This window comes from Orlajensenia leifsoniae (assembly GCF_004570845.1).
Taxonomy (GTDB): domain Bacteria; phylum Actinomycetota; class Actinomycetes; order Actinomycetales; family Microbacteriaceae; genus Orlajensenia; species Orlajensenia leifsoniae.
In genome coordinates this window covers 519,143-541,236 of sequence record NZ_SPQZ01000001.1, presented here as the reverse complement: position 1 = coordinate 541,236, position 22,094 = coordinate 519,143, and the positions used below count along the sequence as shown (strand labels likewise).

Genomic DNA, 22,094 nt, shown 5'->3' with positions numbered 1-22,094 from the left:
GGATGCCGCGACTCGCGTCGCGGCATCCGCCCCATCTTCACCCCAACAACTTTTCGGAGGACACCCCGTGGCACAAGACGTGCTCACCGACCTGAGCAAGGTCCGCAACATCGGCATCATGGCCCACATCGATGCTGGCAAGACGACGACAACTGAGCGCATCCTGTTCTACACGGGCGTCAACCACAAGATCGGCGAGACCCACGACGGCGCCTCGACGACCGACTGGATGGAGCAGGAGAAGGAGCGCGGCATCACGATCACGTCTGCCGCCGTGACCTGCTACTGGAACAAGAACCAGATCAACATCATCGACACCCCCGGTCACGTCGACTTCACTGTCGAGGTGGAGCGTTCGCTCCGCGTGCTCGATGGCGCCGTCGCCGTCTTCGACGGCAAGGAGGGCGTCGAGCCCCAGTCCGAGACCGTCTGGCGTCAGGCCGACAAGTACAACGTCCCGCGCATCTGCTTCGTCAACAAGATGGACAAGCTCGGCGCCGACTTCTACTTCACCGTCGAGACCATCGTGAAGCGCCTCGGCGCCAAGCCGCTGGTCCTGCAGCTCCCGATCGGCTCCGAGTCGAACTTCGAGGGCGTCGTCGACCTCATCGAGATGCGTGCACTCACCTGGCGTGGAGACGCCAAGGGTGACGTCCAGATGGGCGCCAAGTACGCCATCGAGGAGATCCCCGCCGACCTCGTCGAGAAGGCTGCGGAGTACCGCACCCTCCTCCTCGAGACCGTCGCCGAGACCAGCGACGACCTCATGGAGAAGTACTTCGGTGGCGACGAGCTGACCGTGGCCGAGATCAAGGCCGCGATCCGCAAGCTCACCGTCAACTCGGAGATCTACCCCGTTCTCTGCGGTTCCGCGTTCAAGAACCGCGGCGTGCAGCCGATGCTCGACGCCGTCATCGACTTCCTCCCCTCCCCGCTCGACGTCCCCGCCATCGAGGCGCACGACGCTCGCGACGAGGAGAAGGTCGTCATGCGTCACGCCGACTCCACCGAGCCCTTCACGGCTCTGGCGTTCAAGGTCGCCGTGCACCCGTTCTTCGGTCGCCTCACCTACGTGCGCGTCTACTCGGGTCGTCTCGACTCGGGTGCCCAGGTCATCAACTCGACCAAGGGCAAGAAGGAGCGCATCGGCAAGATCTTCCAGATGCACGCCAACAAGGAGATCCCCGTCGACTCGGTGACCGCCGGCAACATCTACGCCGTCATCGGCCTCAAGGACACGACCACGGGTGACACCCTGTGCGACCCCGACAACCAGGTCGTGCTCGAGTCGATGACCTTCCCGGAGCCCGTCATCGAGGTCGCCATCGAGCCGAAGACCAAGGCCGACCAGGAGAAGCTCGGTACCGCGATCCAGAAGCTCGCCGAGGAGGACCCGACCTTCCGCACCGAGCAGAACCAGGAGACCGGTCAGACGGTCATCAAGGGAATGGGCGAGCTGCACCTCGACATCCTGGTCGACCGCATGAAGCGCGAGTTCAACGTCGAGGCCAACGTGGGCAAGCCCCAGGTCGCCTACCGCGAGACGATCAAGAAGGCCGTCGAGCGTCACGACTTCACCCACAAGAAGCAGACGGGTGGATCGGGCCAGTTCGCCAAGATCCAGTTCGCGCTGGAGCCCCTCGAGGTCACGGCCGATCAGACCTACCTCTTCGAGAACAAGACCACCGGTGGTCGCGTTCCCCGTGAGTACATTCCTTCGGTCGATGCCGGATTCCAGGACGCCATGCAGTACGGCATCCTGGCCGGATACCCGATGGTCGGCGTCAAGGCAAGTCTTCTTGACGGCGCCGCACACGACGTCGACTCCTCGGAGATGGCGTTCAAGATCGCCGGATCGATGGGCTTCAAGGAAGCCGCTCGCAAGGCGAACCCGGTTCTGCTCGAGCCGCTGATGGCCGTCGAGGTGCGCACCCCTGAGGAATACATGGGTGACGTCATCGGCGACCTGAACTCGCGCCGCGGGCAGATCCAGTCCATGGAGGACGCCAGTGGTGTGAAGGTCATTCGCGCCAACGTCCCCCTGTCGGAGATGTTCGGATACATCGGCGACCTGCGCTCGAAGACCTCGGGCCGCGCCGTGTACTCGATGACGTTCGACAGCTACTCGGAGGTCCCGAAGGCAGTCGCCGACGAGATCGTCCAGAAGAACAAGGGCGAGTAACACCACCTGCGTTCACCGCGCTGGAGCACTGACAGCAATGTCGGCGCCGGGGGAGCCCAGCTCCCCCGGTTCACGCCCCGGTTGATGAAGTAACATGACAACACAAACCCCCGTAGAAACCGAGTGCAATCCAGCGCCCGGCGCTTCTACACGAGTCCTGAGGAGGACCCACAGTGGCTAAGGCCAAGTTCGAGCGGACCAAGCCGCACGTCAACATCGGAACGATCGGTCACGTCGACCACGGCAAGACCACGCTCACCGCCGCTATCTCGAAGGTGCTCGCGGACAAGTTCCCGTCTGCCACCAACGTGCAGCGCGACTTCGCGTCGATCGACTCCGCTCCCGAGGAGCGCCAGCGCGGCATCACGATCAACATCTCGCACGTCGAGTACGAGACGCCGAAGCGCCACTACGCGCACGTCGACGCTCCTGGTCACGCTGACTACATCAAGAACATGATCACCGGTGCTGCCCAGATGGACGGCGCGATCCTCGTGGTCGCCGCCACCGACGGCCCGATGGCTCAGACGCGTGAGCACGTGCTGCTCGCCAAGCAGGTCGGCGTTCCCTACCTGCTCGTCGCGCTGAACAAGTCCGACATGGTCGACGACGAGGAGATCCTGGAGCTCGTCGAGCTCGAGGTTCGCGAGCTGCTCTCCAGCCAGGGCTTCGATGGCGACAACGCCCCCGTCGTTCAGGTCTCGGGCCTCAAGGCTCTCGAGGGTGACGAGAAGTGGGTCCAGTCGATCCTCACGCTCATGGACGCCGTCGACGAGTCCGTTCCGGACCCGATCCGCGACAAGGACAAGCCGTTCCTCATGCCCGTCGAGGACGTCTTCACGATCACCGGTCGTGGAACCGTCGTCACCGGCCGCGCCGAGCGTGGAACCCTCAAGATCAACTCCGAGGTCGAGATCGTCGGCATCCGCCCGACGCAGAAGACCACGGTCACTGGTATCGAGATGTTCCACAAGCAGCTCGACGAGGCATGGGCCGGCGAGAACTGTGGTCTGCTCCTCCGCGGCACCAAGCGCGAGGATGTCGAGCGCGGCCAGGTCGTCGTCAAGCCGGGTTCGGTCACGCCGCACACCGACTTCGAGGGCACCGCGTACATCCTGTCCAAGGATGAGGGTGGGCGTCACAACCCGTTCTACGCGAACTACCGTCCGCAGTTCTACTTCCGCACCACCGACGTCACCGGCGTCATCACGCTGCCCGAGGGCACCGAGATGGTCATGCCCGGCGACACCACCGACATGACCGTCGCGCTGATCCAGCCGATCGCCATGGAAGAGGGCCTCGGCTTCGCCATCCGTGAGGGTGGACGCACCGTGGGTGCCGGTACGGTCACCAGCATCATCAAGTAACACCGCTCATCGAGTAGCGACGCGCGAAGCGCGACGCGTATCGAGATGCACGGAACAGGGTCGGGCCTTCGGGTCCGGCCCTTTTTCGTGTTTTTCGGGCAGATTCCGTTTGCGTGAGAGTCCCCTGCAACCCCTTGCGTTCGCATGGAGGCCGTGTTTGCGTGGGATCGTGCACAGCGAGAACGCGGTCAGGCCCGACCAGGTTCCGGCGCGCCCCGAGATCCAGGCTCTGCGTGCCCTCGCCGTCGGCGTCGTGGTCCTGTACCACTTCTGGCCCGCCCTCTCCCCGGCGGGTTACGTGGGCGTCGACGTCTTCTTCGTCGTCTCGGGGTTCCTGATCACGGGCATCCTGCTGCGGGATGCCGCCCAGACCGGCCGCATCCGGTTCGGCCGCTTCTACGGACGCCGCGTACGCCGCATCCTGCCGTCGGCGTTGCTGGTGCTCGCCGTCACATCGGTCGTGACGGCCATCGTCGTTCCCCCGGCCGAGGCCGCGCGCTGGTTCCGCGAGATCCTGGCGAGCACGCTCTTCATCGAGAACTGGACGCAGTCGATCGAGTCCCAGCAGGGGGCGCCAGGCCTCGAGTCCACTCCGGTGCAGCACTACTGGTCGCTCTCGGTCGAGGAGCAGTTCTACCTCGTCTGGCCGCTGGTCATCCTCACCGGCGTCTGGATCGCCTCGCGCTTCATCCGGCCCAGGATGCGGGTCGTCGTCGCGCTCCTCGCAGTGGTCACGGCGCTCTCCTTCATCTCCTCGCTCGTGCTCGTCGGCATCGACAACAACCTGGCGTACTTCTCCACCCTCAGCCGTGCGTGGGAGTTCGGCATCGGCGGGCTGCTCGCCTGCGTTCCGGTCGCCCTGGGCCACGAGCGGTTGCGCGCGGCCACGTCGTGGGTCGGGCTCGCCCTGATCGTCGCATCCGTCTACATCGCCACCGACGTCGATGCCTTCCCCGGCCTGCTCGTGCTGATGCCGGTGCTCGGCGCGGCCGCCGTCATCTGGGCGGGAACGCCCGCAGTCGCGTGGTCGACCGGCCGTCTGATCGCCTTCGGGCCGGTGCTCTGGATCGGTGGGATCTCCTACGCGCTCTACCTGTGGCATTGGCCCGTCGTCATGCTGACGCCGTACATCACGGGGCGGCCGAGCGAGACCCCGGTGATGCTCCTCCTCCTCGCGATCTCGCTGCTGCTGGCGTGGGGGACCACCCGCCTCATCGAGGACCCGATCCGTTTCGGCGTCGCCAGCCACCGCCTGCGCACGCGCACCATCATCGTGGGAGCGGCGGCGATGGGAGTCGCCATCATCGGGACGTCCGCCGTGGCGGCGAACGCGCTCAGCGAAGAGGCCGAGAACCTCGCCTGCCGCAGCAGTTCCCCATGATGGGCATCGCCTGATCAGTGGCAGTCGCCGAGGTCAGACCTCGGTGCCGTTGATCGTGGTCGACAGGTCGATGGCGCTCCCGACACTCCTGGCGACGGTGCACGACTTCTCGATCGACCGCTCGATGAGGTTGATCAGCTTCGCCCGATCCTCGACGCTCATCTCGTCGAGGCCGTCGATCACGATCTCCTCGTCGATCGCCTTGTAGCGGTTCTCGGCCTCGTCCGAGGTGCCGTGAGCCCAGTACGTCGCTGTGAAGTCGTCGCCGAGTCTGCGTGCGATCACCGAGTCGGCGCTCATGCCGGCGCATCCGGCCAGCGCGGCCTTCAGCAGTTCACCCGGCGTGAACGCACCGTCGACCGACGTCGGACCTATCAGCACCGTCGAACCGCGATCGTTCCTCCCCTCGAACGTCCGCTCGCCCACCCTGGTGGCCGAGACACTGCCCGGTGCCACGCGCACACCCGTCGGAATCCTGTCGTTCGTCATGCAACCGTCCCCACGTCGTTCTGTCTGTACCGTTGAGCGTATGACGGATGCCGTGACCGAGCGACGCTTCGACGTCGCGTTCCTGCCGGCACTCCAGCTCCTCACCTTCTCGACGGGGGTCGTCGACGCCGTCAGCTACCTAGCCCTCGACAGGGTCTTCACCGGCAACATGACCGGCAACGTGCTGTTCATCGGCTTCGCCCTCGCCGGCACCGGAACGACCCCCCTGCTCAACAACGTGGTCGCGCTGGTCGGCTTCCTGATCGGTGCGCTGGTGTGCGCGCGCATCGTGCGCGGCCGGGTGCATGCCAGTCGCCTCCCGACAGCCAACCTCGCCGTGCTGCTCGGTTCCGCCGCGCTGGCGCTGGCGCTCGGCATCATCTGGCTCGCCGTGAGCACCCTCGAGGGGGTGCTCCTGCTCGCCGTGACCGGGCTTCTGGCCATCGTCATGGGGGCACAGGCGGCGAGCGTGCGCGCCACCGGCATCACCGACGTGACGACGATCGTGGTCACCTCGACTCTCGCCAACCTCGCGATCGACAGCCGACTGGCCGGGGGCACGGGAGACAAGTGGCGGCGGCGCCTCGGTGCCGTGCTGGCCATGGGGCTCGGCGGCGCCGGGGGAGCGCTGCTCGTGCGCTTCACGGGAGGAGCCTCGGCACTCGTCGTCGCGGCGCTGCTGATGCTCGTCGCCGTGGCCCTGCTGCACGTCGCCCGCAGGCGGGAAGAAGCCGCACTCGGGTGACGGGCGTGCCCCGGAATGACGCTGAAGCTGGGAGTCGCCGGGGCGCGACACGCCCGGGCTTGCAGCATGGCTCCCAGTGTGGCAAACTCGACTAGTTCAGCATTTCGGATGACTGTGTGTTCGCGCGTCTTCGAATCACTGCCAGGCAGTGCATAACCTCCCTCCGGGATCAGGTTAGGCCGCGGGCAGCAGGACGGACTTAATCGACAATCACAGCGCAGGGTCTATCTCTGTGCCTCTTCCGGTCCAGGCCGGAGGCGTGAGGGTCGGTGACAGGCTCGCAGGGCGGGTCTGTCGACATCATCGGATGCACGTGTCCGGTTGTGTGGACAGGCCCGGCCGGCGGCCAATTGACAGATAAACAGTGGTGCGACATACGTAGTGCTACGACGGCGTCCAATGCAGCCGGCTCGAGAGAGTCGGGATGTAAGACGCCTTGACAGAGAGAGAGTTCGACATGGCGGGACAGAAGATCCGCATTCGACTGAAGTCATACGACCACGAGGTCATCGACACCTCGGCGCGCAAGATCGTCGACACGGTCACCCGTGCTGGTGCAACCGTCGTCGGCCCCGTGCCGCTTCCGACGGAGAAGAACGTGATCTGCGTGATCCGTTCCCCCCACAAGTACAAGGACAGCCGCGAGCACTTCGAGATGCGCACCCACAAGCGCCTCATCGACATCATCGACCCGACGCCCAAGGCTGTCGACTCGCTGATGCGCCTCGACCTTCCGGCCGATGTCAACATCGAGATCAAGCTCTAAGGGAACGACCATGTCTACTGCTAACAAGACCAGCAAGGGTCTGCTCGGCACGAAGCTTGGCATGACCCAGGTGTGGGACGAGAACAACAAGCTCATCCCCGTCACCGTCATCGAGATCACGCCCAACGTGGTCACCCAGATTCGTACCGCAGAGGTCGACGGCTACAGCGCCGTGCAGATCGCCGCAGGCCAGATCGACCCGCGCAAGGTGACCAAGCCTGCCGCCGGTCACTTCGACAAGGCCGGAGTCACCCCGCGTCGTCACCTCACCGAGGTGCGCACGGCTGACGCCGCCGACTACACCCTCGGCCAGGAGCTCACCGCTGAAGGTGTGTTCGAGGCCGGACAGCTCGTCGACGTCGTCGGCACGAGCAAGGGTAAGGGCACCGCCGGTGTCATGAAGCGCCACAACTTCAAGGGTGTCTCCGCTTCGCACGGTTCGCACCGCAACCACCGCAAGCCGGGCTCCATCGGCGCCTCCTCGACCCCCAGCCGTGTCTTCAAGGGCATGCGCATGGCCGGTCGCATGGGTGCTGAGCGCGTCACCGTCATGAACCTCAAGGTTCAGGCGATCGACGCCGAGAAGGGCCTCATCCTGGTCAAGGGTGCCGTTCCCGGCGCTCGTGGCCGCCTCGTTTTCGTCCGCACCGCAGTGAAGGGGGCGTAACCACATGGCTACCGCTACCAACACCGTCGACGTCGTCGACGTGACTGGAAAGAAGTCCGGCACCGTCGAGCTCCCCGCTGAGCTCTTCGACGTGCAGACCAACGTCCCGCTCATCCACCAGGTCGTCGTGGCACAGCTTGCAGCTGCTCGCCAGGGCACGCACAAGGTGAAGAGCCGTGGCGAGGTCTCCGGCGCCGGCCGCAAGCCGTTCAAGCAGAAGGGAACCGGTCGCGCTCGTCAGGGCTCGATCCGCGCCCCTCAGATGACCGGTGGTGGAATCGTCCACGGACCCACCCCCCGCGACTACTCGCAGCGCACCCCCAAGAAGATGATCGCCGCAGCCCTGCTCGGTGCTCTCTCGGACCGCGCTCGTGGTGCCCGCGTGCACGTCGTCGAGTCGCTCACCCTCGGTGAGACCCCGAAGACCAAGGCCGTCATCGCCCTGCTCGACCAGATCGCCACGTCGAAGCACGTTCTCATCGTGCTCTCGCGCGGTGACGAGCAGGCTCTCAAGGCCGTGCGCAACATCCCGACCGTGCACACCCTCACGGCCGACCAGCTGAACGCCTACGACGTCCTCGTCTCCGACGACATCGTCTTCACCAAGGCTGCTCTGGACACGTTCATCGCAGCCAAGACCAAGAAGGTTGAGGTCTCCGCATGAGCGCCGCCCACAACAAGGACCCGCGCGATGTCATCATCTCGCCGGTCGTCTCGGAGAAGAGCTACGGCCTGATCGACGAGGGCAAGTACACGTTCATCGTGGACCCGCGTTCGAACAAGACCGAGATCAAGCTCGCCATCGAGAAGATCTTCAACGTCCAGGTCGCTTCGATCAACACGCTCAACCGTGTTGGCAAGACCCGCCGCACCAAGTTCGGTATGGGCAAGCGCAAGGACACCAAGCGTGCCATCGTCACGCTCAAGTCCGGTTCCATCGACATCTTCACGGCTGTCGGCTAGGGAGCAGAGGAATAACTATGGCTATTCGTAAGTACAAGCCCACGACGCCGGGTCGCCGCGGTTCGTCTGTTGCGGACTTCGCAGAGATCACCCGCTCGACCCCCGAGAAGTCGCTGCTTCGTCCGCTGCCCAAGACCGGTGGACGTAACAACCAGGGTCGCATCACGACCCGTCACATCGGTGGTGGCCACAAGCGCCAGTACCGCGTGATCGACTTCAAGCGCAACGACAAGGACGGCGTGCCGGCCAAGGTCGCTCACATCGAGTACGACCCCAACCGCACCGCCCGTATCGCGCTGCTGCACTTCGCAGACGGCACCAAGCGCTACATCCTGGCTCCGAACAAGCTCGCCCAGGGCGACATGATCGAGTCGGGCGCCAGCGCTGACATCAAGCCGGGCAACAACCTCCCGCTGAAGAACATCCCCACGGGTACCGTCATCCACGCCATCGAGCTCCGTCCCGGTGGCGGCGCGAAGATGGCCCGTTCGGCCGGCGCATCCGTGCGTCTCGTCGCCAAGGATGGCCCCTACGCCCAGCTGCGTCTCCCCTCGGGCGAGATCCGCAATGTTGATGCGCGCTGCCGCGCCACGATCGGCGAGGTCGGCAACGCCGAGCAGTCGAACATCAACTGGGGCAAGGCCGGCCGCATGCGCTGGAAGGGCGTCCGCCCGACCGTGCGTGGTGTCGCCATGAACCCGGTCGACCACCCCCACGGTGGTGGTGAGGGTAAGACCTCCGGTGGACGTCACCCGGTCAGCCCCTGGGGACAGAAGGAAGGCCGCACACGCAAGCGCAACCTTCCCAGCGACCAGCTCATTGTCCGTCGACGCAACGTCGGCAAGAAGCGTAAGTAGGAGTTGTAGAAGATGCCACGCAGTCTCAAGAAGGGCCCCTTCGTCGATGACCACCTGCTTCGCAAGGTGATCTCGGCCAACGAGGCCAACAGCAAGAACGTGATCAAGACCTGGTCGCGCCGCTCGATGATCATCCCGGCCATGCTGGGTCACACGATCGCGGTGCACGACGGTCGCAAGCACATCCCGGTGTTCGTCACCGAGACCATGGTCGGGCACAAGCTCGGCGAGTTCGCGCCCACCCGCACCTTCCGTGGACACGTGAAGGACGACAAGAAGGGCCGTCGCCGCTAACGCGGTGACGTGAAGGAGGAGAAGAAATGGTGGAGTCGATCGCACGCGTGCGACACATCCGCGTCACCCCCCAGAAGGCTCGTCGCGTCGTCAACCTCATCCGCGGAAAGCAGGCTCAGGAGGCACTCGCCATCCTGAAGTTCGCCCCGCAGGGTGCAAGTGAGCCCGTGTACAAGCTGGTTGCCTCGGCAATCGCGAATGCGCGAGTCAAGGCCGACGCCTCGAACACCTACCTGGACGAGCAGGACCTGTACATCGCCAAGGCATTCGTCGACGAGGGTGCAACCCTCAAGCGTTTCCAGCCGCGTGCCCAGGGCCGTGCATTCCAGATTTTGAAGCGCACCAGCCACATCACTGTTGTGCTCGCCACTCCTGAGGAGGGTACGAAGTAATGGGTCAGAAGGTAAACCCCTACGGTTTCCGTCTGGGAATCACGACCGACCACGTGTCGCGTTGGTTCTCCGACTCGACCAAGCCGGGTCAGCGCTACAGCGACTACATCGCTGAGGACATCAAGATCCGTCGTCTGCTGCAGACCTCGCTCGACCGCGCGGGAGTCTCGCGCATCGAGATCGAGCGCACCCGCGACCGAGTGCGTGTGGACATCCACACCGCTCGCCCGGGCATCGTCATCGGCCGGCGTGGAGCAGAGGCCGAGCGCATCCGCGCCGACCTCGAGAAGCTCACCGCCAAGCAGATCCAGCTGAACATCCTCGAGGTCAAGAACCCCGAGTCCGATGCTCAGCTGGTCGCGCAGGGCATCGCCGAGCAGCTCTCCGCACGTGTGGCCTTCCGCCGCGCGATGCGCAAGGGTCTGCAGGGCGCCCAGCGCACCCCGTCCGTCAAGGGTGTCCGCATCCAGGTCTCCGGCCGCCTCGGCGGCGCCGAGATGAGCCGTTCGGAGTTCTACCGCGAAGGCCGTGTGCCGCTGCACACGCTCCGCGCGAACATCGACTACGGCTTCTACGAGGCGAAGACCACCTTCGGCCGCATCGGCGTGAAGGTCTGGATCTACAAGGGCGACATCACCAACAAGGAACTCGCTCGCGAGCAGGCGAACCAGAAGTCGTCGCGCCCCGAGCGTCGTGACGACCGCCCCCGCCGCGCACCGCGCGCTGAGGCTCCGGTCGCGGAAGGAGCGTCGGCATAATGTTGATTCCCCGTCGAGTCAAGCACCGTAAGCAGCACCACCCCGGCCGTTCAGGCCAGGCCACCGGTGGTACCAAGGTCACCTTCGGTGAGTTCGGTATCCAGGCCATGACCTCCGCCTACGTGACCAACCGTCAGATCGAGTCCGCTCGTATCGCGATGACGCGTCACATCAAGCGCGGTGGAAAGGTGTGGATCAACATCTACCCCGACCGCCCGCTCACCAAGAAGCCTGCCGAGACCCGCATGGGTTCCGGTAAGGGTTCGCCCGAGTGGTGGGTCGCGAACGTCAAGCCGGGTCGAGTCCTCTTCGAGGTCTCCGGCGTCTCCGAGGAACTCGCTCGTGAGGCCATGACCCGTGCAATCCACAAGCTGCCTCTCAAGGCACGCATCATCAAGCGCGAGGAGGGCGACGCATAATGGCGATCGGATCCAAGGAGCTCGCCTCAGTCGAGCTCGACACCTACGACGACGAGCGTCTCGTAGAAGAGCTGAAGAAGAGCAAGGAAGAGCTGTTCAACCTGCGCTTCCAGTCGGCCACCGGCCAGCTCGAGAGCCACGGCCGCCTGCGTGCGGTCAAGCGCGACATTGCTCGCATCTACACGGTCATCCGTGAGCGGGAGCTCGGCATTCGTGCCACTCCCGCACCGGTCGAGGTTCCCGCCAAGGCTGAGAAGAAGAGCGCCAAGAAGGCCAAGGCGACCGACGAGGTCACCGAGGCTGCAGAGACGAAGGAGGCCTAGTCATGGCTGAGACCAAGAAGGCCGCAGCTGCGGTCGAGGTCGCCGAGACGGCTGAGCTCGTTCGCGGCTACCGCAAGACCCGTCGTGGCTACGTCACGAGCGACAAGATGGAGAAGACCATCGTCGTCGAGGTCGAGGACCGCGTGAAGCACCCGCTGTACGGCAAGGTCATCCGCCGCACCTCCAAGGTGAAGGCGCACGACGAGCTCAACACGGCCGGCATCGGCGACCTCGTCCTCATCAGCGAGACCCGTCCCCTCAGCGCCTCCAAGCGCTGGCGCCTGGTCGAGATCCTCGAGAAGGCCAAGTAAGCCTCCGGCTTGCTTGATAGAAGGAGTTAGAAGTGCTTCAGCAGGAATCACGCCTCAAGGTCGCCGACAACACCGGCGCCAAGGAGCTGCTCACCATCCGCGTTCTCGGTGGATCCAAGCGGCGCTACGCCGGCCTGGGTGACACCATCGTTGCGACGGTGAAGGATGCAATCCCCGGCGGAAACGTCAAGAAGGGCGATGTGGTCAAGGCCGTCATCGTCCGCACCAAGAAGAACACCCGTCGTGCCGACGGGTCGTACATCAAGTTCGATGAGAACGCTGCAGTGATCTTGAAGAACGACGGTGACCCCCGCGGCACCCGTATCTTCGGACCGGTCGGTCGCGAGCTTCGCGACAAGAAGTTCATGAAGATCATCTCGCTGGCGCCGGAGGTCATCTAAATCATGGCGAACATCAAGAAGGGTGACCTCGTCCAGGTCATCTCGGGACGCAGCCAGGCTCGCGGCGGAGATCGCGGCAAGCAGGGCAAGGTCATCGAGGTGCAGGTCGAGAAGAACCGCGTCATCGTCGAGGGCGTCAACTTCGTGACCAAGCACGTGCGCGTCGGACAGACGCAGCGTGGCACGAAGACCGGCGGCATCGAGACGCACGAGGCTCCGATCCACGTGTCGAACGTCGCGATCGTCGACCCCGAGACCAAGAAGCCGACCCGCGTCGGCTTCCGTACGGAAGAAGTAACGAAGGACGGCGTCACCAAGACGGTCCGCATCCGTTACGCCAAGAAGTCAGGTAAGGACCTGTAATGACTGAAACTGCCGTGGGAACTGGCAAAATCCAGCCCCGCCTCAAGCAGCGCTACCGCACCGAGATCGCGGCCGAGCTCACCAAGGAGAACGGGTACACGAACGTGCACCAGGTTCCCGGACTGGTGAAGATCGTCGTGAACATGGGTGTCGGAGAGGCCGCTCGTGATGGCAAGGTCATCGACGGTGCGGTTGCAGACCTCACCAAGATCACCGGCCAGAAGCCGCAGGTCACGAAGGCCCGCAAGTCGATCGCCCAGTTCAAGCTTCGCGAGGGTCAGCCCATCGGCGCCCACGTCACGCTTCGCGGCGACCGCATGTGGGAGTTCCTCGACCGCCTGCTCTCGCTCGCACTGCCCCGTATCCGCGACTTCCGCGGCCTCTCGGACAAGCAGTTCGACGGAACCGGCAACTACACCTTCGGTCTCCAGGAGCAGAGCGTCTTCCACGAGATCGACCAGGACAAGATCGACCGCGTTCGCGGCATGGACATCACGATCGTGACGACTGCCAAGAACGACGACGAGGGCCGCGCGCTGCTCAAGCAGCTCGGCTTCCCGTTCAAGACGGCCGACAACCAGCAGTAGACTGTTCGGTTGGTTCGCCTTCCGCCTTCGGGCGGGAGGCGGGCCGATCGGAATACCGGGGTCAGGCAGTCGCCGGGCCCCCAACACCACAGGTCGACTTCCGTGTAACGGATGCTCGAAACCTGGTGAATAGAAGGAAAAACATCACATGACGATGACAGATCCGGTCGCAGACATGCTGACCAGACTGCGCAACGCGAACTCGGCACACCACGACACCGTGTCGATGCCGCACTCCAAGCTCAAGTCGCACATTGCCGAGATCCTCCAGCGCGAGGGTTACATCGCCGGCTTCGACGTCGCCGACGCACGCGTCGGTCAGACGCTCACCCTGAACCTCAAGTTCGGCCCCAACCGCGAGCGGTCCATCGCAGGCATCAAGCGCGTCTCGAAGCCCGGCCTCCGCGTGTACGCGAAGTCCACCGAGATCCCCAAGGTGCTCGGCGGCCTCGGCGTTGCCATCCTGTCCACCTCCAGCGGTCTGCTCACCGACCGCCAGGCCGAGAAGAAGGGCGTAGGCGGAGAAGTCCTCGCCTACGTGTGGTAATCCGACATGTCACGTATCGGTCGACTTCCCATTGACATCCCCGCCGGCGTCACCGTGACGATCGACGGCCAGGACGTCTCGGTCAAGGGCCCGAAGGGCGAGCTCGCGCTCACCATCGCCGCCCCGATCGAGGCCACGGTCGAGGAGAACCAGGTTCTCGTCACCCGTCCCGACGACGAGCGCGCATCGCGTTCGCTCCACGGACTCACTCGTACCCTCATCAACAACCAGATCATCGGCGTCACCACGGGCTACTCCAAGGGACTCGAGATCGTCGGTACCGGTTACCGCGTCGCCCAGAAGGGTGCCTCTCTCGAGCTGGCGCTCGGCTTCTCGCACCCCGTCACCGTCGAGGCCCCTGCCGGCATCACGTTGACCGTCGAGGGCAACAACAAGATCACCGTCGCGGGTATCGACAAGCAGGCCGTCGGTGAGACCGCCGCGAACATCCGCAAGATCAAGAAGCCGGAGCCCTACAAGGGCAAGGGCATCCGCTATGCCGGTGAGGTCGTTCGCCGTAAGGCCGGAAAGGCTGGTAAGTAATCATGGCTCTTGGAACAAGAGGCAAGAGCAAGTCGGCTGCGCGTTCGCGCCGCCACACCCGTCTGCGCAAGAAGGTCGTCGGCTCCGAGCTGCGTCCGCGTCTCGTCGTGACCCGCTCCGCGCGTCACGTCTTCGTCCAGGTCGTCGACGACAGCAAGGGCTTCACCCTCGCGTCGGCATCGACCATGGAGGCGGACCTCCGTACGTTCGACGGTGACAAGACCGCCAAGGCCCGCAAGGTCGGCGAGCTCGTCGCCGAGCGTGCCAAGGCTGCCGGTGTCGAGGCCGTCGTATTCGACCGTGGTGGAAGCAAGTACGCGGGTCGCGTCGCTGCTATCGCCGATGGAGCGCGAGAGGCAGGGCTCAACCTGTGAGCGAGAACACCCCCAACAAGGAGCAAGAAGTGACCGCAGAGGCACCGGTGGAAACCGCTGCATCGACGGAGACCGCACAGGCAGAGCCTCGTGAGGCTCGCCGTGGTGGCCGTGAGCGCAACCCGAACCGTGACCGCGGAAGCCGCGACGCCGAGAAGAGCCAGTTCCTCGAGCGCGTCGTGACCATCAACCGTGTGTCCAAGGTCGTCAAGGGTGGACGTCGCTTCAGCTTCACCGCCCTCGTCGTCGTCGGTGACGGCAACGGACTCGTCGGCGTCGGCTACGGCAAGGCCCGCGAGGTCCCGACCGCCATCTCGAAGGGCGTCGAGGAGGCGAAGAAGAACTTCTTCCGCGTCCCCCGCGTCGGCAGCACCATCCCGCACCCCGTGCAGGGTGAGGCAGCCGCCGGTGTCGTCCTCCTGCGTCCGGCCGGTGCCGGTACCGGTGTTATCGCCGGTGGCCCCGTCCGCGCCGTTCTCGAGTGCGCCGGTATCCACGACGTGCTGAGCAAGTCGCTCGGTTCGTCGAACACGATCAACATCGTGCACGCCACCGTCGAGGCCCTCAAGCAGCTCGAAGAGCCGCGTGCGGTCGCCGCTCGTCGTGGCCTCGACTACGACCAGGTCGCTCCGGCCCGTCTGCTCCGTGCAGAGGCGCAGGCTGCCGAGGCTGCCGCAGCAGTGAAGGCAGGTGCCTGATGGCCCAGCTCAAGGTCACGCAGATCAAGTCCAAAGTTAGTGAAAAGCAGTACCAGCGCGACACGCTTCGCAGCCTGGGACTCAAGCGCATCGGTCAGTCCGTCGTTCGTGAGGACACTCCTCAGAACCGTGGCTACGTCAAGACCGTCGCTCACCTGGTGAAGGTTGAGGAGATCGACTAATGGCTGAGGCCAAGGAAACCGAGAAGGACGCCGTCAAGGCTCCTGCCAAGAAGGCTGCAGCCCCCAAGGCTGCTGCTGAGAAGGCACCCGCCAAGAAGGCTGCTGCTCCCAAGGCTGCTGCTGCCGACAAGGCTCCGGCCAAGAAGGCTGCTGCACCGAAGGCTGCTGCTGCCGACAAGGCTCCGGCCAAGAAGGCGGCCCCCAAGGCCGCCGCCGCCGACAAGGCTGCTGCAGACAAGGCTCCGGCCACTGCTGCCAAGCCCAAGGCCAAGGCCGAGCCGACCGAGGCTCGCGAGCAGGTCCTCAAGGTGCACCACCTGCGCCCTGCTCCCGGTGCCAAGAAGGCCAAGACCCGCGTGGGTCGCGGTGAGGGCTCCAAGGGTAAGACCGCTGGTCGCGGTACCAAGGGTACGAAGGCGCGCTACACCGTGCGCATCGGATTCGAGGGTGGCCAGATGCCCCTCCACATGCGCACTCCCAAGCTGCGCGGCTTCAAGAACCCCTTCCGCGTCGAGTACCAGGTCGTCAACCTGGAGAAGCTCGCCGAGCTCTACCCGAAGGGCGGCGACGTCACCGTCACCGACCTCGTGGCCAAGGGCGCCGTTCGCAAGAACGAGAAGGTCAAGGTTCTCGGCAGCGGTGACATCGCTGTCAAGCTGAACGTCACGGTCGACAAGGTCTCCGGCTCCGCTGAGCAGAAGATCGTCGCCGCCGGCGGGTCGGTCAAGTAGTACCTGCATCTGTCTGAATCGAGCCTGTCGAGATCAGCCCTCATCACGAGGCGGTCTCGGCAGGCTCGATTCGCAGGTAGGCTGACTTCACACCACACCAGGAGGCTTTGTGTTTAGCGCCATCGCGCGGATCTTCCGCACGCCCGACCTTCGTCGCAAGATCGGGTTCACTCTGGGCATCGTCGCCCTCTTCCGCCTGGGATCGTTCATTCCGGCTCCGTTCGTCGACTTCGGGAACGTCCAGGCCTGCCTCGCGGCCAACCAGGGCACCAGCGGCCTCTACGAGCTGGTGAACCTGTTCAGCGGTGGCGCGCTCCTGCAGCTCTCCGTCTTCGCGCTGGGCATCATGCCTTACATCACGGCCTCGATCATCGTGCAGCTGCTGCGCGTGGTCATCCCTCACTTCGAGACCCTCTACAAGGAGGGCCAGTCCGGCCAGGCGAAGCTGACGCAGTACACGCGTTACCTCACCATCGCCCTCGGCGTGCTGCAGTCCACGACGCTCATCACCGTGGCCCGCTCCGGCGCGCTGTTCGGCACCTCGGCCAGCCCCGAGTGCACGCAGCTCATCACCAACGACGCCTGGTACGCGATCATGCTCATGGTCATCACCATGACGGCCGGTACCGGCCTCATCATGTGGATGGGTGAGCTCATCACCGAGCGCGGCATCGGCAACGGCATGTCGCTGCTCATCTTCACCTCGATCGCAGCCCGCTTCCCGGGCTCGCTCGGCTCGATCCTCCAGGCCAAGGGCTTCAACGTGTTCGCCCTGGTGCTGGCGGTCAGTCTGCTCGTCGTGCTGGCGGTGGTGTTCGTCGAACAGTCGCAGCGACGCGTCCCGGTGCAATACGCCAAGCGGATGGTCGGCAGGCGCACGTACGGCGGAAACAACACGTACATCCCGATCAAGGTCAACATGGCCGGCGTCGTGCCCGTGATCTTCGCCTCGTCGCTGCTGTACCTGCCCGCGTTGATCGCGCAGTTCAACCAGCCTGCCGCCGGAGAGACGGCCCAGCCGTGGGTGCTCTGGATCACGAACTACCTCACCAAGGGCGATCACCCGCTCTACATGCTGCTGTACTTCCTCCTCATCGTCGGGTTCACGTACTTCTACGTCGCGATCACCTTCAACCCTGAAGAGGTCGCCGACAACATGAAGAAGTACGGCGGGTTCATCCCCGGCATCCGTGCCGGTCGCCCGACGGCCGAGTACCTCGACTTCGTGCTGACCCGCATCACTCTCCCCGGTGCGTTCTACCTCGGTGCGATCGCCCTGCTGCCACTGATCGCATTCAGCGCGTTCGGTGCCGATCAGAACTTCCCGTTCGGTGGCGCATCCGTGCTCATCATCGTCGGTGTCGGTCTCGAGACGGTCAAGCAGATCGACTCGCAGCTGCAGCAGCGTCACTACGAGGGTCTGCTCCGATGACCGGGGCCACGGCCAACCAGGTCCGCGGCGCTCGACTTCTGATCGTCGGTCCCCCCGGGGCCGGCAAGGGCACCCAGGCCAAGCGCATCGGTGAGACCTTCGGCATCCCCGATGTGTCGACGGGAGACATCTTCCGCTACCACATCAAGAACCAGACGCCCCTGGGTGTTCGGGTCAAGGAGATCGTGGACGCGGGCGACTACGTTCCCGACGAGCTCACCAACGAGATCGTCACGGCACGGCTCGCCGAGGACGACGCCCGCAACGGCTTCCTGCTCGACGGCTACCCGCGGACGGTCGATCAGGTCGGCTACCTCGACAACCTGCTCGCCGAGCAGGGTCGTCCGCTCGAGGCCGTCATCCGTCTCGTGGCCGACCAGGACGAGATCGTGGCCCGCCTCACCAAGCGCGCCGCCGAGCAGGGCCGGGTCGACGACTCCGAGGCTGCCATCAGGCACCGCCAGGAGGTCTACACCCGCGAGACTGCTCCGCTCGTCGACATCTACCGCGACCGCGGCCTGCTGATCGACGTCGACGGACTCGGGTCTCCTGACGAGGTCGGCGACCGAGTCGCCCTCGCCCTCGCGGCCTTCGGCATCGGCGAGCTCGACTCAGCGGTGGCGAACTGACCCGCATGGCCTTCCGCCGTTCGATCTACAAGTCGCCGGCCGAGTTGCGGTCGATGCAGGCCCCAGGCCTGCTCACCGCCTCGGCTCTGGAGGCTGTCCGTCGGGCGATCCGTCCGGGCATCACTCCGCTCGAGCTCGATGCCATCGCCGAGAAGACGATCCGCGACGGCGGCGGCATCCCGAACTTCCAGCTCGTGCCCGGGTACTCCCACACGCTCTGCGTCTCGGTGAACGCCGACGTCGTCCACGGCATCCCGAGCACCGTCCCCCTCGCGCCGGGAGACATCGTCTCGGTCGACGCGGGCGCCGAGATCTCGGGGTGGAACGGCGATTCCGCCTTCACCGTCGTGGTTCCGGATGCCGCCAACGCCGAGCTCGTCGCCTCCAGGACCCGACTCTCCGACGTGACGGAGCAGTCGCTCTGGCATGGCATCGCGGCCCTGGCTCGCGCGAAGCACCTCAACGAGGTCGGCGACGCCGTGCAGCGCTACGTCGAATCGCAGGGCGACTACGGCATCCTGACCGACTACGTCGGGCACGGCATCGGACGCACCATGCACGAGGACCCGCCGGTGTTCAACTACAGGGTGCGCCAGAAGGGTCCCGACGTGAAGCCGGGGCTCGTCGTCGCCATCGAGCCGATGATCGTCGAGGGCTCCATCGACACCATCGTGCAGGATGACGACTGGACCGTCACGACGGAGGACGGCCTCGACGCCGCGCACTGGGAGCACAGCGTCGCCGTTCACGCCGGCGGCATCTGGGTGCTCACGGCCGAGGACGGCGGGGCAGCAGGTCTCGCTCCGCTCGGCGTGGTGCCGGTTCCCATCCCGTAGGGCGAGGCTGCTCACGCCAGCGCGTGCACCAGTTCCTCGATGAACGACGGATAGTCGCGCGCGTTGCGCAGCAGCCTGTGCACGGAATCGTGCTCGGAGAACACCTCGACGAACTGGTCGAACACGTCCTGGAAGCTCGACCTGTCGCTCTCGCTGAACGCGATGAAGGCGACCACGTTCACGCGGGCGCCGTTCCAGTCGATGGGGGAGTCGCTGAGTACGATCGCGATCGACGTGCGCCGGGCGGTCATCGCCAGCGCGTGCGGCACGGCGAGAGTGTCGGTGAAGGCCGTCGATGAGAGGCGCTCGCGCTCGATCGCCCCGGTGATGTACGCGTCGTCGATGATGCCGAGGTCGCGCATCCGCTCGCCCAGAAGTCGGATCATCGCCTCCTCGTCCGCCACCACGACGTCGCGCAGGAACAGCTCGGGCTGGAAATAGCGCTCGAGTTCGACGGCGAGCCGGGCCCGACGACGGTGCCGACGGATGCGGCTCACGGCCGCGCGCACGCGCTCGATGTCGCCGTTGGTCAGGAACGGCGCGATGACGATCACCCGTTCGTCGGGCACCGGCGGCTCGACCGTCGAGATGACGATGTCGCCCGGGAGCGCTCTCCAGTCGACGTCGGTGCGCGTCACGACGCTCTGCACGTCGAGGTCGCTGCCGACGGCCGACTCGATCCGCGCGAGCACGGTGAGATGCAGCTCGTAGTACGAGGGTGAGACGATGGAGCAGGTGACCAGGTCGTCATCCACCCGTCGGCGCTGCTCGACCAGCGCCCCCACGTGCATGGCGATGTAAGCGATCTCGTCCTCGTTGATGCTGATGCCGCGACTCGTCTGCAACTCGTTCGCGATGTAGACCGCCAGTTCGTAGGTGAGCGGATAGCCCGCCTTGATCGACCGGGTCAGGGGGTTACGCGAATAGGACAGGTCGTTCGCGCGCGCCACCAGGTTGCGCACGTGCAACGCGAGCCTCGTGAGGAACTCGTCGTCGTCGAGGTCGATGAGGAACTCGCGGCCGGCCTGCACGGCGATCCGGCGCAGCTCGGCGAGGTCGTCGGCGTCGAGCAGGTCGTCGCGGCGCGCGTCGGGTCCGGCCTGGGCGGGGGTGGCGACCCTGGTCTCGACGAGATAGCCGAGGTAGGCGACGTCCTCGGCGCCGAGTCGCACGTCGAAATGCCGCGCGACGAGGCCGTCGACCACTGAGGCGAGACCGACGTTCGCGGCATCCGTCGCCGTCTCGCCGTCGGACTGCAGTGTGTGGTGCCGACGCACCCGGTCGACGGTGATCGCTATGTGCAGCAGCACGTTGCTCAGTCCGTACTCGTTCACGGCGGCGCCCCTCCGGGTGAGCTCGGCGATGAGATCGGTCTTGAACTCGGCGAGGCCCTCCGTGGGGAACTCGCGCTGGATGGCCGCGAGTTCGAGCATGCCGCGAGCCGACTCCTCGCGGAAGAGCGTGCCGAGCAGACGCCGTCTGGCCGACTCGGTTCCATCGAGCACGAGCGTCCCGCCACTCCGACGCAGCGACAGTCCGGTGCCGTCGAGACGGGCGCGAACCCGCGTGAGGTCGCCCTCGAGCGTCGACTCGCTCACGTGCAGTTCTGCCGCGGTCGCGAAGGCGTCCAGGCCGGCCGGGGCATCGACGAGGCGTCGCAGCAGACGCGTGGCGCGCGCTGTGGGACCGCCCGATTCCTCCGAGGTCGCTTCCGTGGCTCCGGATGCCGCCCGCCAGCGCGCGTACTCCGCACGGTCGAGCCGGTAACCGGCGGAGCCCGACCGCACGGGTTCGAACGGTGCGGCCTCGGTCTTCACGGCGGTGACGTAGCTGCGCACGCTGCGCGGCGTGACGCCGAGCTGATCGCCCAGCTCCGCGGCCGTGAACCAGCGGTCGGCGCGCGCGAGCAGGTCGAGCAGCTGCTCCCGTCTGTCGCTCACGCCGTGGGTCCCTTCGCGTGCCCTCAACTCCGAGGGCACTGTGCTTCACGACGAGTCAAGCATCTCCCATGATGGGCGCGGGCCGATCCGGACAGATTTCCGCCAGGGCGGAAGAAATCGTGTTGGCCGATGCGCACGAGCGGAGGCCACACTGAGGGGACGTCGAGCGAAGGAGCCGGATCAGTGAAGATCCTCGTGGTGTGTGGAGCAGGGGCATCGAGCACCTTCGTGGCCCACCGCATCCGTCGTCTCGCTCGCGAACGGGGCCTCGAGATCGTCGTCTCTCCCACGAGCGACTCCGCCCTCGAGGATTCGGCCCAGGATGCCGCCGTCGTCCTGCTCGGCGCCCACCTCGCCGCCCAGGCCGATGCCATACGCGCCCGTCTCGCCGAGCTCGGCGACGCGAGCGTCGTCGTCCTTCCCGAGGCCGCCTTCACAGACCAGTCGGGGGCCATCGCCCTCGACAGTGCACTCGACGCGGTCGGAATCCGTCCGTGACCGGCCGCGTCGATCCCCTCTGCGTGGTGCCCGTGCACCCCGGACAGTATGGTGGGGTTGAGAACGGACGCCAGCGACGGAGGCCGGACACATGGAAGACACCGACACCACTGCGACTCGCAGCGTGCGAATCGGATCGGAGCACGGGCTGCACGCGCGGCCCGCGAAACTCTTCACTCAGGCCGTCGGGGGATCCGGGGCGAAGGTCACGATCGCCAAGGGCGACGGAAAGCCCGTCAACGCGGCGAGCATCCTCGCCGTCATCGCCCTGGGAATCGATCACGGCGACGAGGTCACCGTCTCGGTCGACGGAGACGATGCCGCAGCGGTCCTCGACCGCCTCGTCGATCTTCTCCTCACCGATCACGACAGCTGATCGCCCCGCGCGGGCGTCCTCCCGGCACACGACGGAGGGCGAC

General features: G+C 65.5%; 31 protein-coding genes. 29 read left to right on the top strand and 2 right to left on the bottom strand.

Annotated features, from left to right (window positions below; genetic code table 11):
* The first annotated feature begins 67 nt into the window (after window positions 1-67).
* From fusA to E4M00_RS02670, 3 genes are all read left to right on the top strand, one after another.
* Window positions 68-2,182, top strand: a complete 2,115-nt coding sequence (gene fusA / locus E4M00_RS02680) for an elongation factor G (RefSeq protein WP_056165718.1) — start codon at window positions 68-70, stop codon at window positions 2,180-2,182.
* A gap of 173 nt (window positions 2,183-2,355) precedes the next feature.
* The gene (gene tuf, locus E4M00_RS02675) at window positions 2,356-3,549 is read left to right on the top strand and encodes an elongation factor Tu (protein WP_056165721.1); all 1,194 of its coding nucleotides are present in this window, start codon (window positions 2,356-2,358) and stop codon (window positions 3,547-3,549) included.
* Between the two features lie 169 nt (window positions 3,550-3,718).
* Window positions 3,719-4,930, top strand: a complete 1,212-nt coding sequence (locus tag E4M00_RS02670; protein WP_167756793.1) for an acyltransferase family protein — start codon at window positions 3,719-3,721, stop codon at window positions 4,928-4,930.
* A 33-nt stretch (window positions 4,931-4,963) separates the two neighbouring features.
* Here E4M00_RS02670 and E4M00_RS02665 read toward each other — a convergent pair whose 3' ends face one another.
* Complete coding sequence (locus E4M00_RS02665; RefSeq protein ID WP_135118955.1) at window positions 4,964-5,419, bottom strand: OsmC family protein; 456 nt, start codon at window positions 5,417-5,419, stop codon at window positions 4,964-4,966.
* 40 nt (window positions 5,420-5,459) lie between these two features.
* Between E4M00_RS02665 and E4M00_RS02660 the strand changes: the two genes are divergently transcribed.
* From E4M00_RS02660 to map, 24 genes are all read left to right on the top strand, one after another.
* On the top strand, window positions 5,460-6,164 hold the full coding sequence (locus E4M00_RS02660) for a YoaK family protein (protein ID WP_135118954.1): 705 nt from the start codon (window positions 5,460-5,462) through the stop codon (window positions 6,162-6,164).
* A gap of 457 nt (window positions 6,165-6,621) precedes the next feature.
* Complete coding sequence (rpsJ, locus tag E4M00_RS02655; RefSeq protein ID WP_055821380.1) at window positions 6,622-6,930, top strand: 30S ribosomal protein S10; 309 nt, start codon at window positions 6,622-6,624, stop codon at window positions 6,928-6,930.
* Window positions 6,931-6,940: 10 nt separating this feature from the next.
* On the top strand, window positions 6,941-7,597 hold the full coding sequence (gene rplC / locus E4M00_RS02650; RefSeq protein ID WP_055821377.1) for a 50S ribosomal protein L3: 657 nt from the start codon (window positions 6,941-6,943) through the stop codon (window positions 7,595-7,597).
* 4 nt (window positions 7,598-7,601) lie between these two features.
* A complete protein-coding gene (gene rplD, locus E4M00_RS02645) occupies window positions 7,602-8,261 on the top strand; it encodes a 50S ribosomal protein L4 (protein WP_056165734.1) in 660 nt (219 codons plus the stop codon).
* Complete coding sequence (gene rplW, locus E4M00_RS02640) at window positions 8,258-8,560, top strand: 50S ribosomal protein L23 (RefSeq protein ID WP_055821369.1); 303 nt, start codon at window positions 8,258-8,260, stop codon at window positions 8,558-8,560. Before rplD ends, rplW begins: the two co-directional genes overlap by 4 nt.
* A gap of 17 nt (window positions 8,561-8,577) precedes the next feature.
* Window positions 8,578-9,417 (top strand): 50S ribosomal protein L2, encoded by an 840-nt coding sequence (gene rplB, locus E4M00_RS02635; protein WP_055907448.1) that lies wholly within the window; start codon window positions 8,578-8,580, stop codon window positions 9,415-9,417.
* A gap of 12 nt (window positions 9,418-9,429) precedes the next feature.
* Complete coding sequence (rpsS, locus tag E4M00_RS02630; RefSeq protein WP_055821365.1) at window positions 9,430-9,711, top strand: 30S ribosomal protein S19; 282 nt, start codon at window positions 9,430-9,432, stop codon at window positions 9,709-9,711.
* A 26-nt stretch (window positions 9,712-9,737) separates the two neighbouring features.
* On the top strand, window positions 9,738-10,103 hold the full coding sequence (gene rplV, locus E4M00_RS02625; RefSeq protein WP_082467805.1) for a 50S ribosomal protein L22: 366 nt from the start codon (window positions 9,738-9,740) through the stop codon (window positions 10,101-10,103).
* Window positions 10,103-10,861 carry a 30S ribosomal protein S3 gene (gene rpsC, locus E4M00_RS02620; protein ID WP_055907445.1) on the top strand — a complete coding sequence of 253 codons (759 nt, stop codon included), beginning with the start codon at window positions 10,103-10,105 and terminating at the stop codon, window positions 10,859-10,861. The genes rplV and rpsC overlap by 1 nt, the downstream gene beginning before the upstream one ends.
* Window positions 10,861-11,280, top strand: a complete 420-nt coding sequence (gene rplP / locus E4M00_RS02615; protein WP_055821359.1) for a 50S ribosomal protein L16 — start codon at window positions 10,861-10,863, stop codon at window positions 11,278-11,280. The genes rpsC and rplP overlap by 1 nt, the downstream gene beginning before the upstream one ends.
* On the top strand, window positions 11,280-11,603 hold the full coding sequence (gene rpmC / locus E4M00_RS18145; RefSeq protein WP_055821355.1) for a 50S ribosomal protein L29: 324 nt from the start codon (window positions 11,280-11,282) through the stop codon (window positions 11,601-11,603). The genes rplP and rpmC overlap by 1 nt, the downstream gene beginning before the upstream one ends.
* 2 nt (window positions 11,604-11,605) lie before the next feature.
* Entirely contained in the window at window positions 11,606-11,914 is a 309-nt protein-coding gene (rpsQ, locus tag E4M00_RS02605) for a 30S ribosomal protein S17 (protein WP_055907435.1), read from the top strand.
* A gap of 32 nt (window positions 11,915-11,946) precedes the next feature.
* The gene (gene rplN, locus E4M00_RS02600; RefSeq protein ID WP_056165742.1) at window positions 11,947-12,315 is read left to right on the top strand and encodes a 50S ribosomal protein L14; all 369 of its coding nucleotides are present in this window, start codon (window positions 11,947-11,949) and stop codon (window positions 12,313-12,315) included.
* Between the two features lie 3 nt (window positions 12,316-12,318).
* Window positions 12,319-12,678, top strand: a complete 360-nt coding sequence (gene rplX / locus E4M00_RS02595) for a 50S ribosomal protein L24 (RefSeq protein ID WP_055821346.1) — start codon at window positions 12,319-12,321, stop codon at window positions 12,676-12,678.
* Window positions 12,678-13,265: a 50S ribosomal protein L5 gene (gene rplE, locus E4M00_RS02590; RefSeq protein WP_055821342.1), complete on the top strand. Its 588-nt coding sequence runs from the start codon at window positions 12,678-12,680 to the stop codon at window positions 13,263-13,265. Before rplX ends, rplE begins: the two co-directional genes overlap by 1 nt.
* A 148-nt stretch (window positions 13,266-13,413) precedes the next feature.
* Entirely contained in the window at window positions 13,414-13,812 is a 399-nt protein-coding gene (rpsH, locus tag E4M00_RS02585) for a 30S ribosomal protein S8 (RefSeq protein ID WP_055821339.1), read from the top strand.
* Between the two features lie 6 nt (window positions 13,813-13,818).
* Window positions 13,819-14,355 carry a 50S ribosomal protein L6 gene (gene rplF / locus E4M00_RS02580; RefSeq protein WP_055821337.1) on the top strand — a complete coding sequence of 179 codons (537 nt, stop codon included), beginning with the start codon at window positions 13,819-13,821 and terminating at the stop codon, window positions 14,353-14,355.
* A gap of 2 nt (window positions 14,356-14,357) precedes the next feature.
* On the top strand, window positions 14,358-14,729 hold the full coding sequence (gene rplR / locus E4M00_RS02575) for a 50S ribosomal protein L18 (protein WP_055821334.1): 372 nt from the start codon (window positions 14,358-14,360) through the stop codon (window positions 14,727-14,729).
* 29 nt (window positions 14,730-14,758) lie between these two features.
* A complete protein-coding gene (rpsE, locus tag E4M00_RS02570) occupies window positions 14,759-15,427 on the top strand; it encodes a 30S ribosomal protein S5 (RefSeq protein WP_268765481.1) in 669 nt (222 codons plus the stop codon).
* Complete coding sequence (gene rpmD / locus E4M00_RS02565) at window positions 15,427-15,609, top strand: 50S ribosomal protein L30 (protein WP_183060650.1); 183 nt, start codon at window positions 15,427-15,429, stop codon at window positions 15,607-15,609. Before rpsE ends, rpmD begins: the two co-directional genes overlap by 1 nt.
* Complete coding sequence (rplO, locus tag E4M00_RS02560; RefSeq protein ID WP_135118953.1) at window positions 15,609-16,340, top strand: 50S ribosomal protein L15; 732 nt, start codon at window positions 15,609-15,611, stop codon at window positions 16,338-16,340. Before rpmD ends, rplO begins: the two co-directional genes overlap by 1 nt.
* A 109-nt stretch (window positions 16,341-16,449) precedes the next feature.
* Window positions 16,450-17,772, top strand: coding sequence for a preprotein translocase subunit SecY (gene secY, locus E4M00_RS02555; protein ID WP_056165749.1), 1,323 nt, complete (start codon window positions 16,450-16,452; stop codon window positions 17,770-17,772).
* The gene (locus tag E4M00_RS02550) at window positions 17,769-18,401 is read left to right on the top strand and encodes an adenylate kinase (protein ID WP_135118952.1); all 633 of its coding nucleotides are present in this window, start codon (window positions 17,769-17,771) and stop codon (window positions 18,399-18,401) included. Before secY ends, E4M00_RS02550 begins: the two co-directional genes overlap by 4 nt.
* A gap of 5 nt (window positions 18,402-18,406) precedes the next feature.
* Window positions 18,407-19,237, top strand: coding sequence for a type I methionyl aminopeptidase (gene map / locus E4M00_RS02545; RefSeq protein WP_135118951.1), 831 nt, complete (start codon window positions 18,407-18,409; stop codon window positions 19,235-19,237).
* An 11-nt stretch (window positions 19,238-19,248) separates the two neighbouring features.
* Here the strand turns inward: map and E4M00_RS02540 are convergent, their stop codons facing one another.
* Entirely contained in the window at window positions 19,249-21,177 is a 1,929-nt protein-coding gene (locus tag E4M00_RS02540) for a BglG family transcription antiterminator (protein ID WP_135118950.1), read from the bottom strand.
* A 183-nt stretch (window positions 21,178-21,360) separates the two neighbouring features.
* Here E4M00_RS02540 and E4M00_RS02535 point away from each other — a divergent pair, with 183 nt between their 5' ends.
* The gene (locus E4M00_RS02535; protein WP_135118949.1) at window positions 21,361-21,675 is read left to right on the top strand and encodes a PTS sugar transporter subunit IIB; all 315 of its coding nucleotides are present in this window, start codon (window positions 21,361-21,363) and stop codon (window positions 21,673-21,675) included.
* Window positions 21,676-21,766: 91 nt separating this feature from the next.
* Window positions 21,767-22,051 carry an HPr family phosphocarrier protein gene (locus E4M00_RS02530; protein WP_135118948.1) on the top strand — a complete coding sequence of 95 codons (285 nt, stop codon included), beginning with the start codon at window positions 21,767-21,769 and terminating at the stop codon, window positions 22,049-22,051.
* Window positions 22,052-22,094 lie beyond the last annotated feature (43 nt).

Coding starts and splice junctions, on each gene's coding strand:
- E4M00_RS02665 (WP_135118955.1), bottom strand. CDS start 5,419: ATGACGAACGACAGGATTCCGACGGGTGTGCGCGTGGCACCGGGCAGT.
- E4M00_RS02660 (WP_135118954.1), top strand. CDS start 5,460: ATGACGGATGCCGTGACCGAGCGACGCTTCGACGTCGCGTTCCTGCCG.
- rpsJ (WP_055821380.1), top strand. CDS start 6,622: ATGGCGGGACAGAAGATCCGCATTCGACTGAAGTCATACGACCACGAG.
- rplC (WP_055821377.1), top strand. CDS start 6,941: ATGTCTACTGCTAACAAGACCAGCAAGGGTCTGCTCGGCACGAAGCTT.
- rplD (WP_056165734.1), top strand. CDS start 7,602: ATGGCTACCGCTACCAACACCGTCGACGTCGTCGACGTGACTGGAAAG.
- rplW (WP_055821369.1), top strand. CDS start 8,258: ATGAGCGCCGCCCACAACAAGGACCCGCGCGATGTCATCATCTCGCCG.
- rplB (WP_055907448.1), top strand. CDS start 8,578: ATGGCTATTCGTAAGTACAAGCCCACGACGCCGGGTCGCCGCGGTTCG.
- rpsS (WP_055821365.1), top strand. CDS start 9,430: ATGCCACGCAGTCTCAAGAAGGGCCCCTTCGTCGATGACCACCTGCTT.
- rplV (WP_082467805.1), top strand. CDS start 9,738: ATGGTGGAGTCGATCGCACGCGTGCGACACATCCGCGTCACCCCCCAG.
- rpsC (WP_055907445.1), top strand. CDS start 10,103: ATGGGTCAGAAGGTAAACCCCTACGGTTTCCGTCTGGGAATCACGACC.
- rplP (WP_055821359.1), top strand. CDS start 10,861: ATGTTGATTCCCCGTCGAGTCAAGCACCGTAAGCAGCACCACCCCGGC.
- rpmC (WP_055821355.1), top strand. CDS start 11,280: ATGGCGATCGGATCCAAGGAGCTCGCCTCAGTCGAGCTCGACACCTAC.
- rpsQ (WP_055907435.1), top strand. CDS start 11,606: ATGGCTGAGACCAAGAAGGCCGCAGCTGCGGTCGAGGTCGCCGAGACG.
- rplX (WP_055821346.1), top strand. CDS start 12,319: ATGGCGAACATCAAGAAGGGTGACCTCGTCCAGGTCATCTCGGGACGC.
- rplE (WP_055821342.1), top strand. CDS start 12,678: ATGACTGAAACTGCCGTGGGAACTGGCAAAATCCAGCCCCGCCTCAAG.
- rpsH (WP_055821339.1), top strand. CDS start 13,414: ATGACGATGACAGATCCGGTCGCAGACATGCTGACCAGACTGCGCAAC.
- rplF (WP_055821337.1), top strand. CDS start 13,819: ATGTCACGTATCGGTCGACTTCCCATTGACATCCCCGCCGGCGTCACC.
- rplR (WP_055821334.1), top strand. CDS start 14,358: ATGGCTCTTGGAACAAGAGGCAAGAGCAAGTCGGCTGCGCGTTCGCGC.
- rpmD (WP_183060650.1), top strand. CDS start 15,427: ATGGCCCAGCTCAAGGTCACGCAGATCAAGTCCAAAGTTAGTGAAAAG.
- rplO (WP_135118953.1), top strand. CDS start 15,609: ATGGCTGAGGCCAAGGAAACCGAGAAGGACGCCGTCAAGGCTCCTGCC.
- E4M00_RS02550 (WP_135118952.1), top strand. CDS start 17,769: ATGACCGGGGCCACGGCCAACCAGGTCCGCGGCGCTCGACTTCTGATC.
- map (WP_135118951.1), top strand. CDS start 18,407: ATGGCCTTCCGCCGTTCGATCTACAAGTCGCCGGCCGAGTTGCGGTCG.
- E4M00_RS02530 (WP_135118948.1), top strand. CDS start 21,767: ATGGAAGACACCGACACCACTGCGACTCGCAGCGTGCGAATCGGATCG.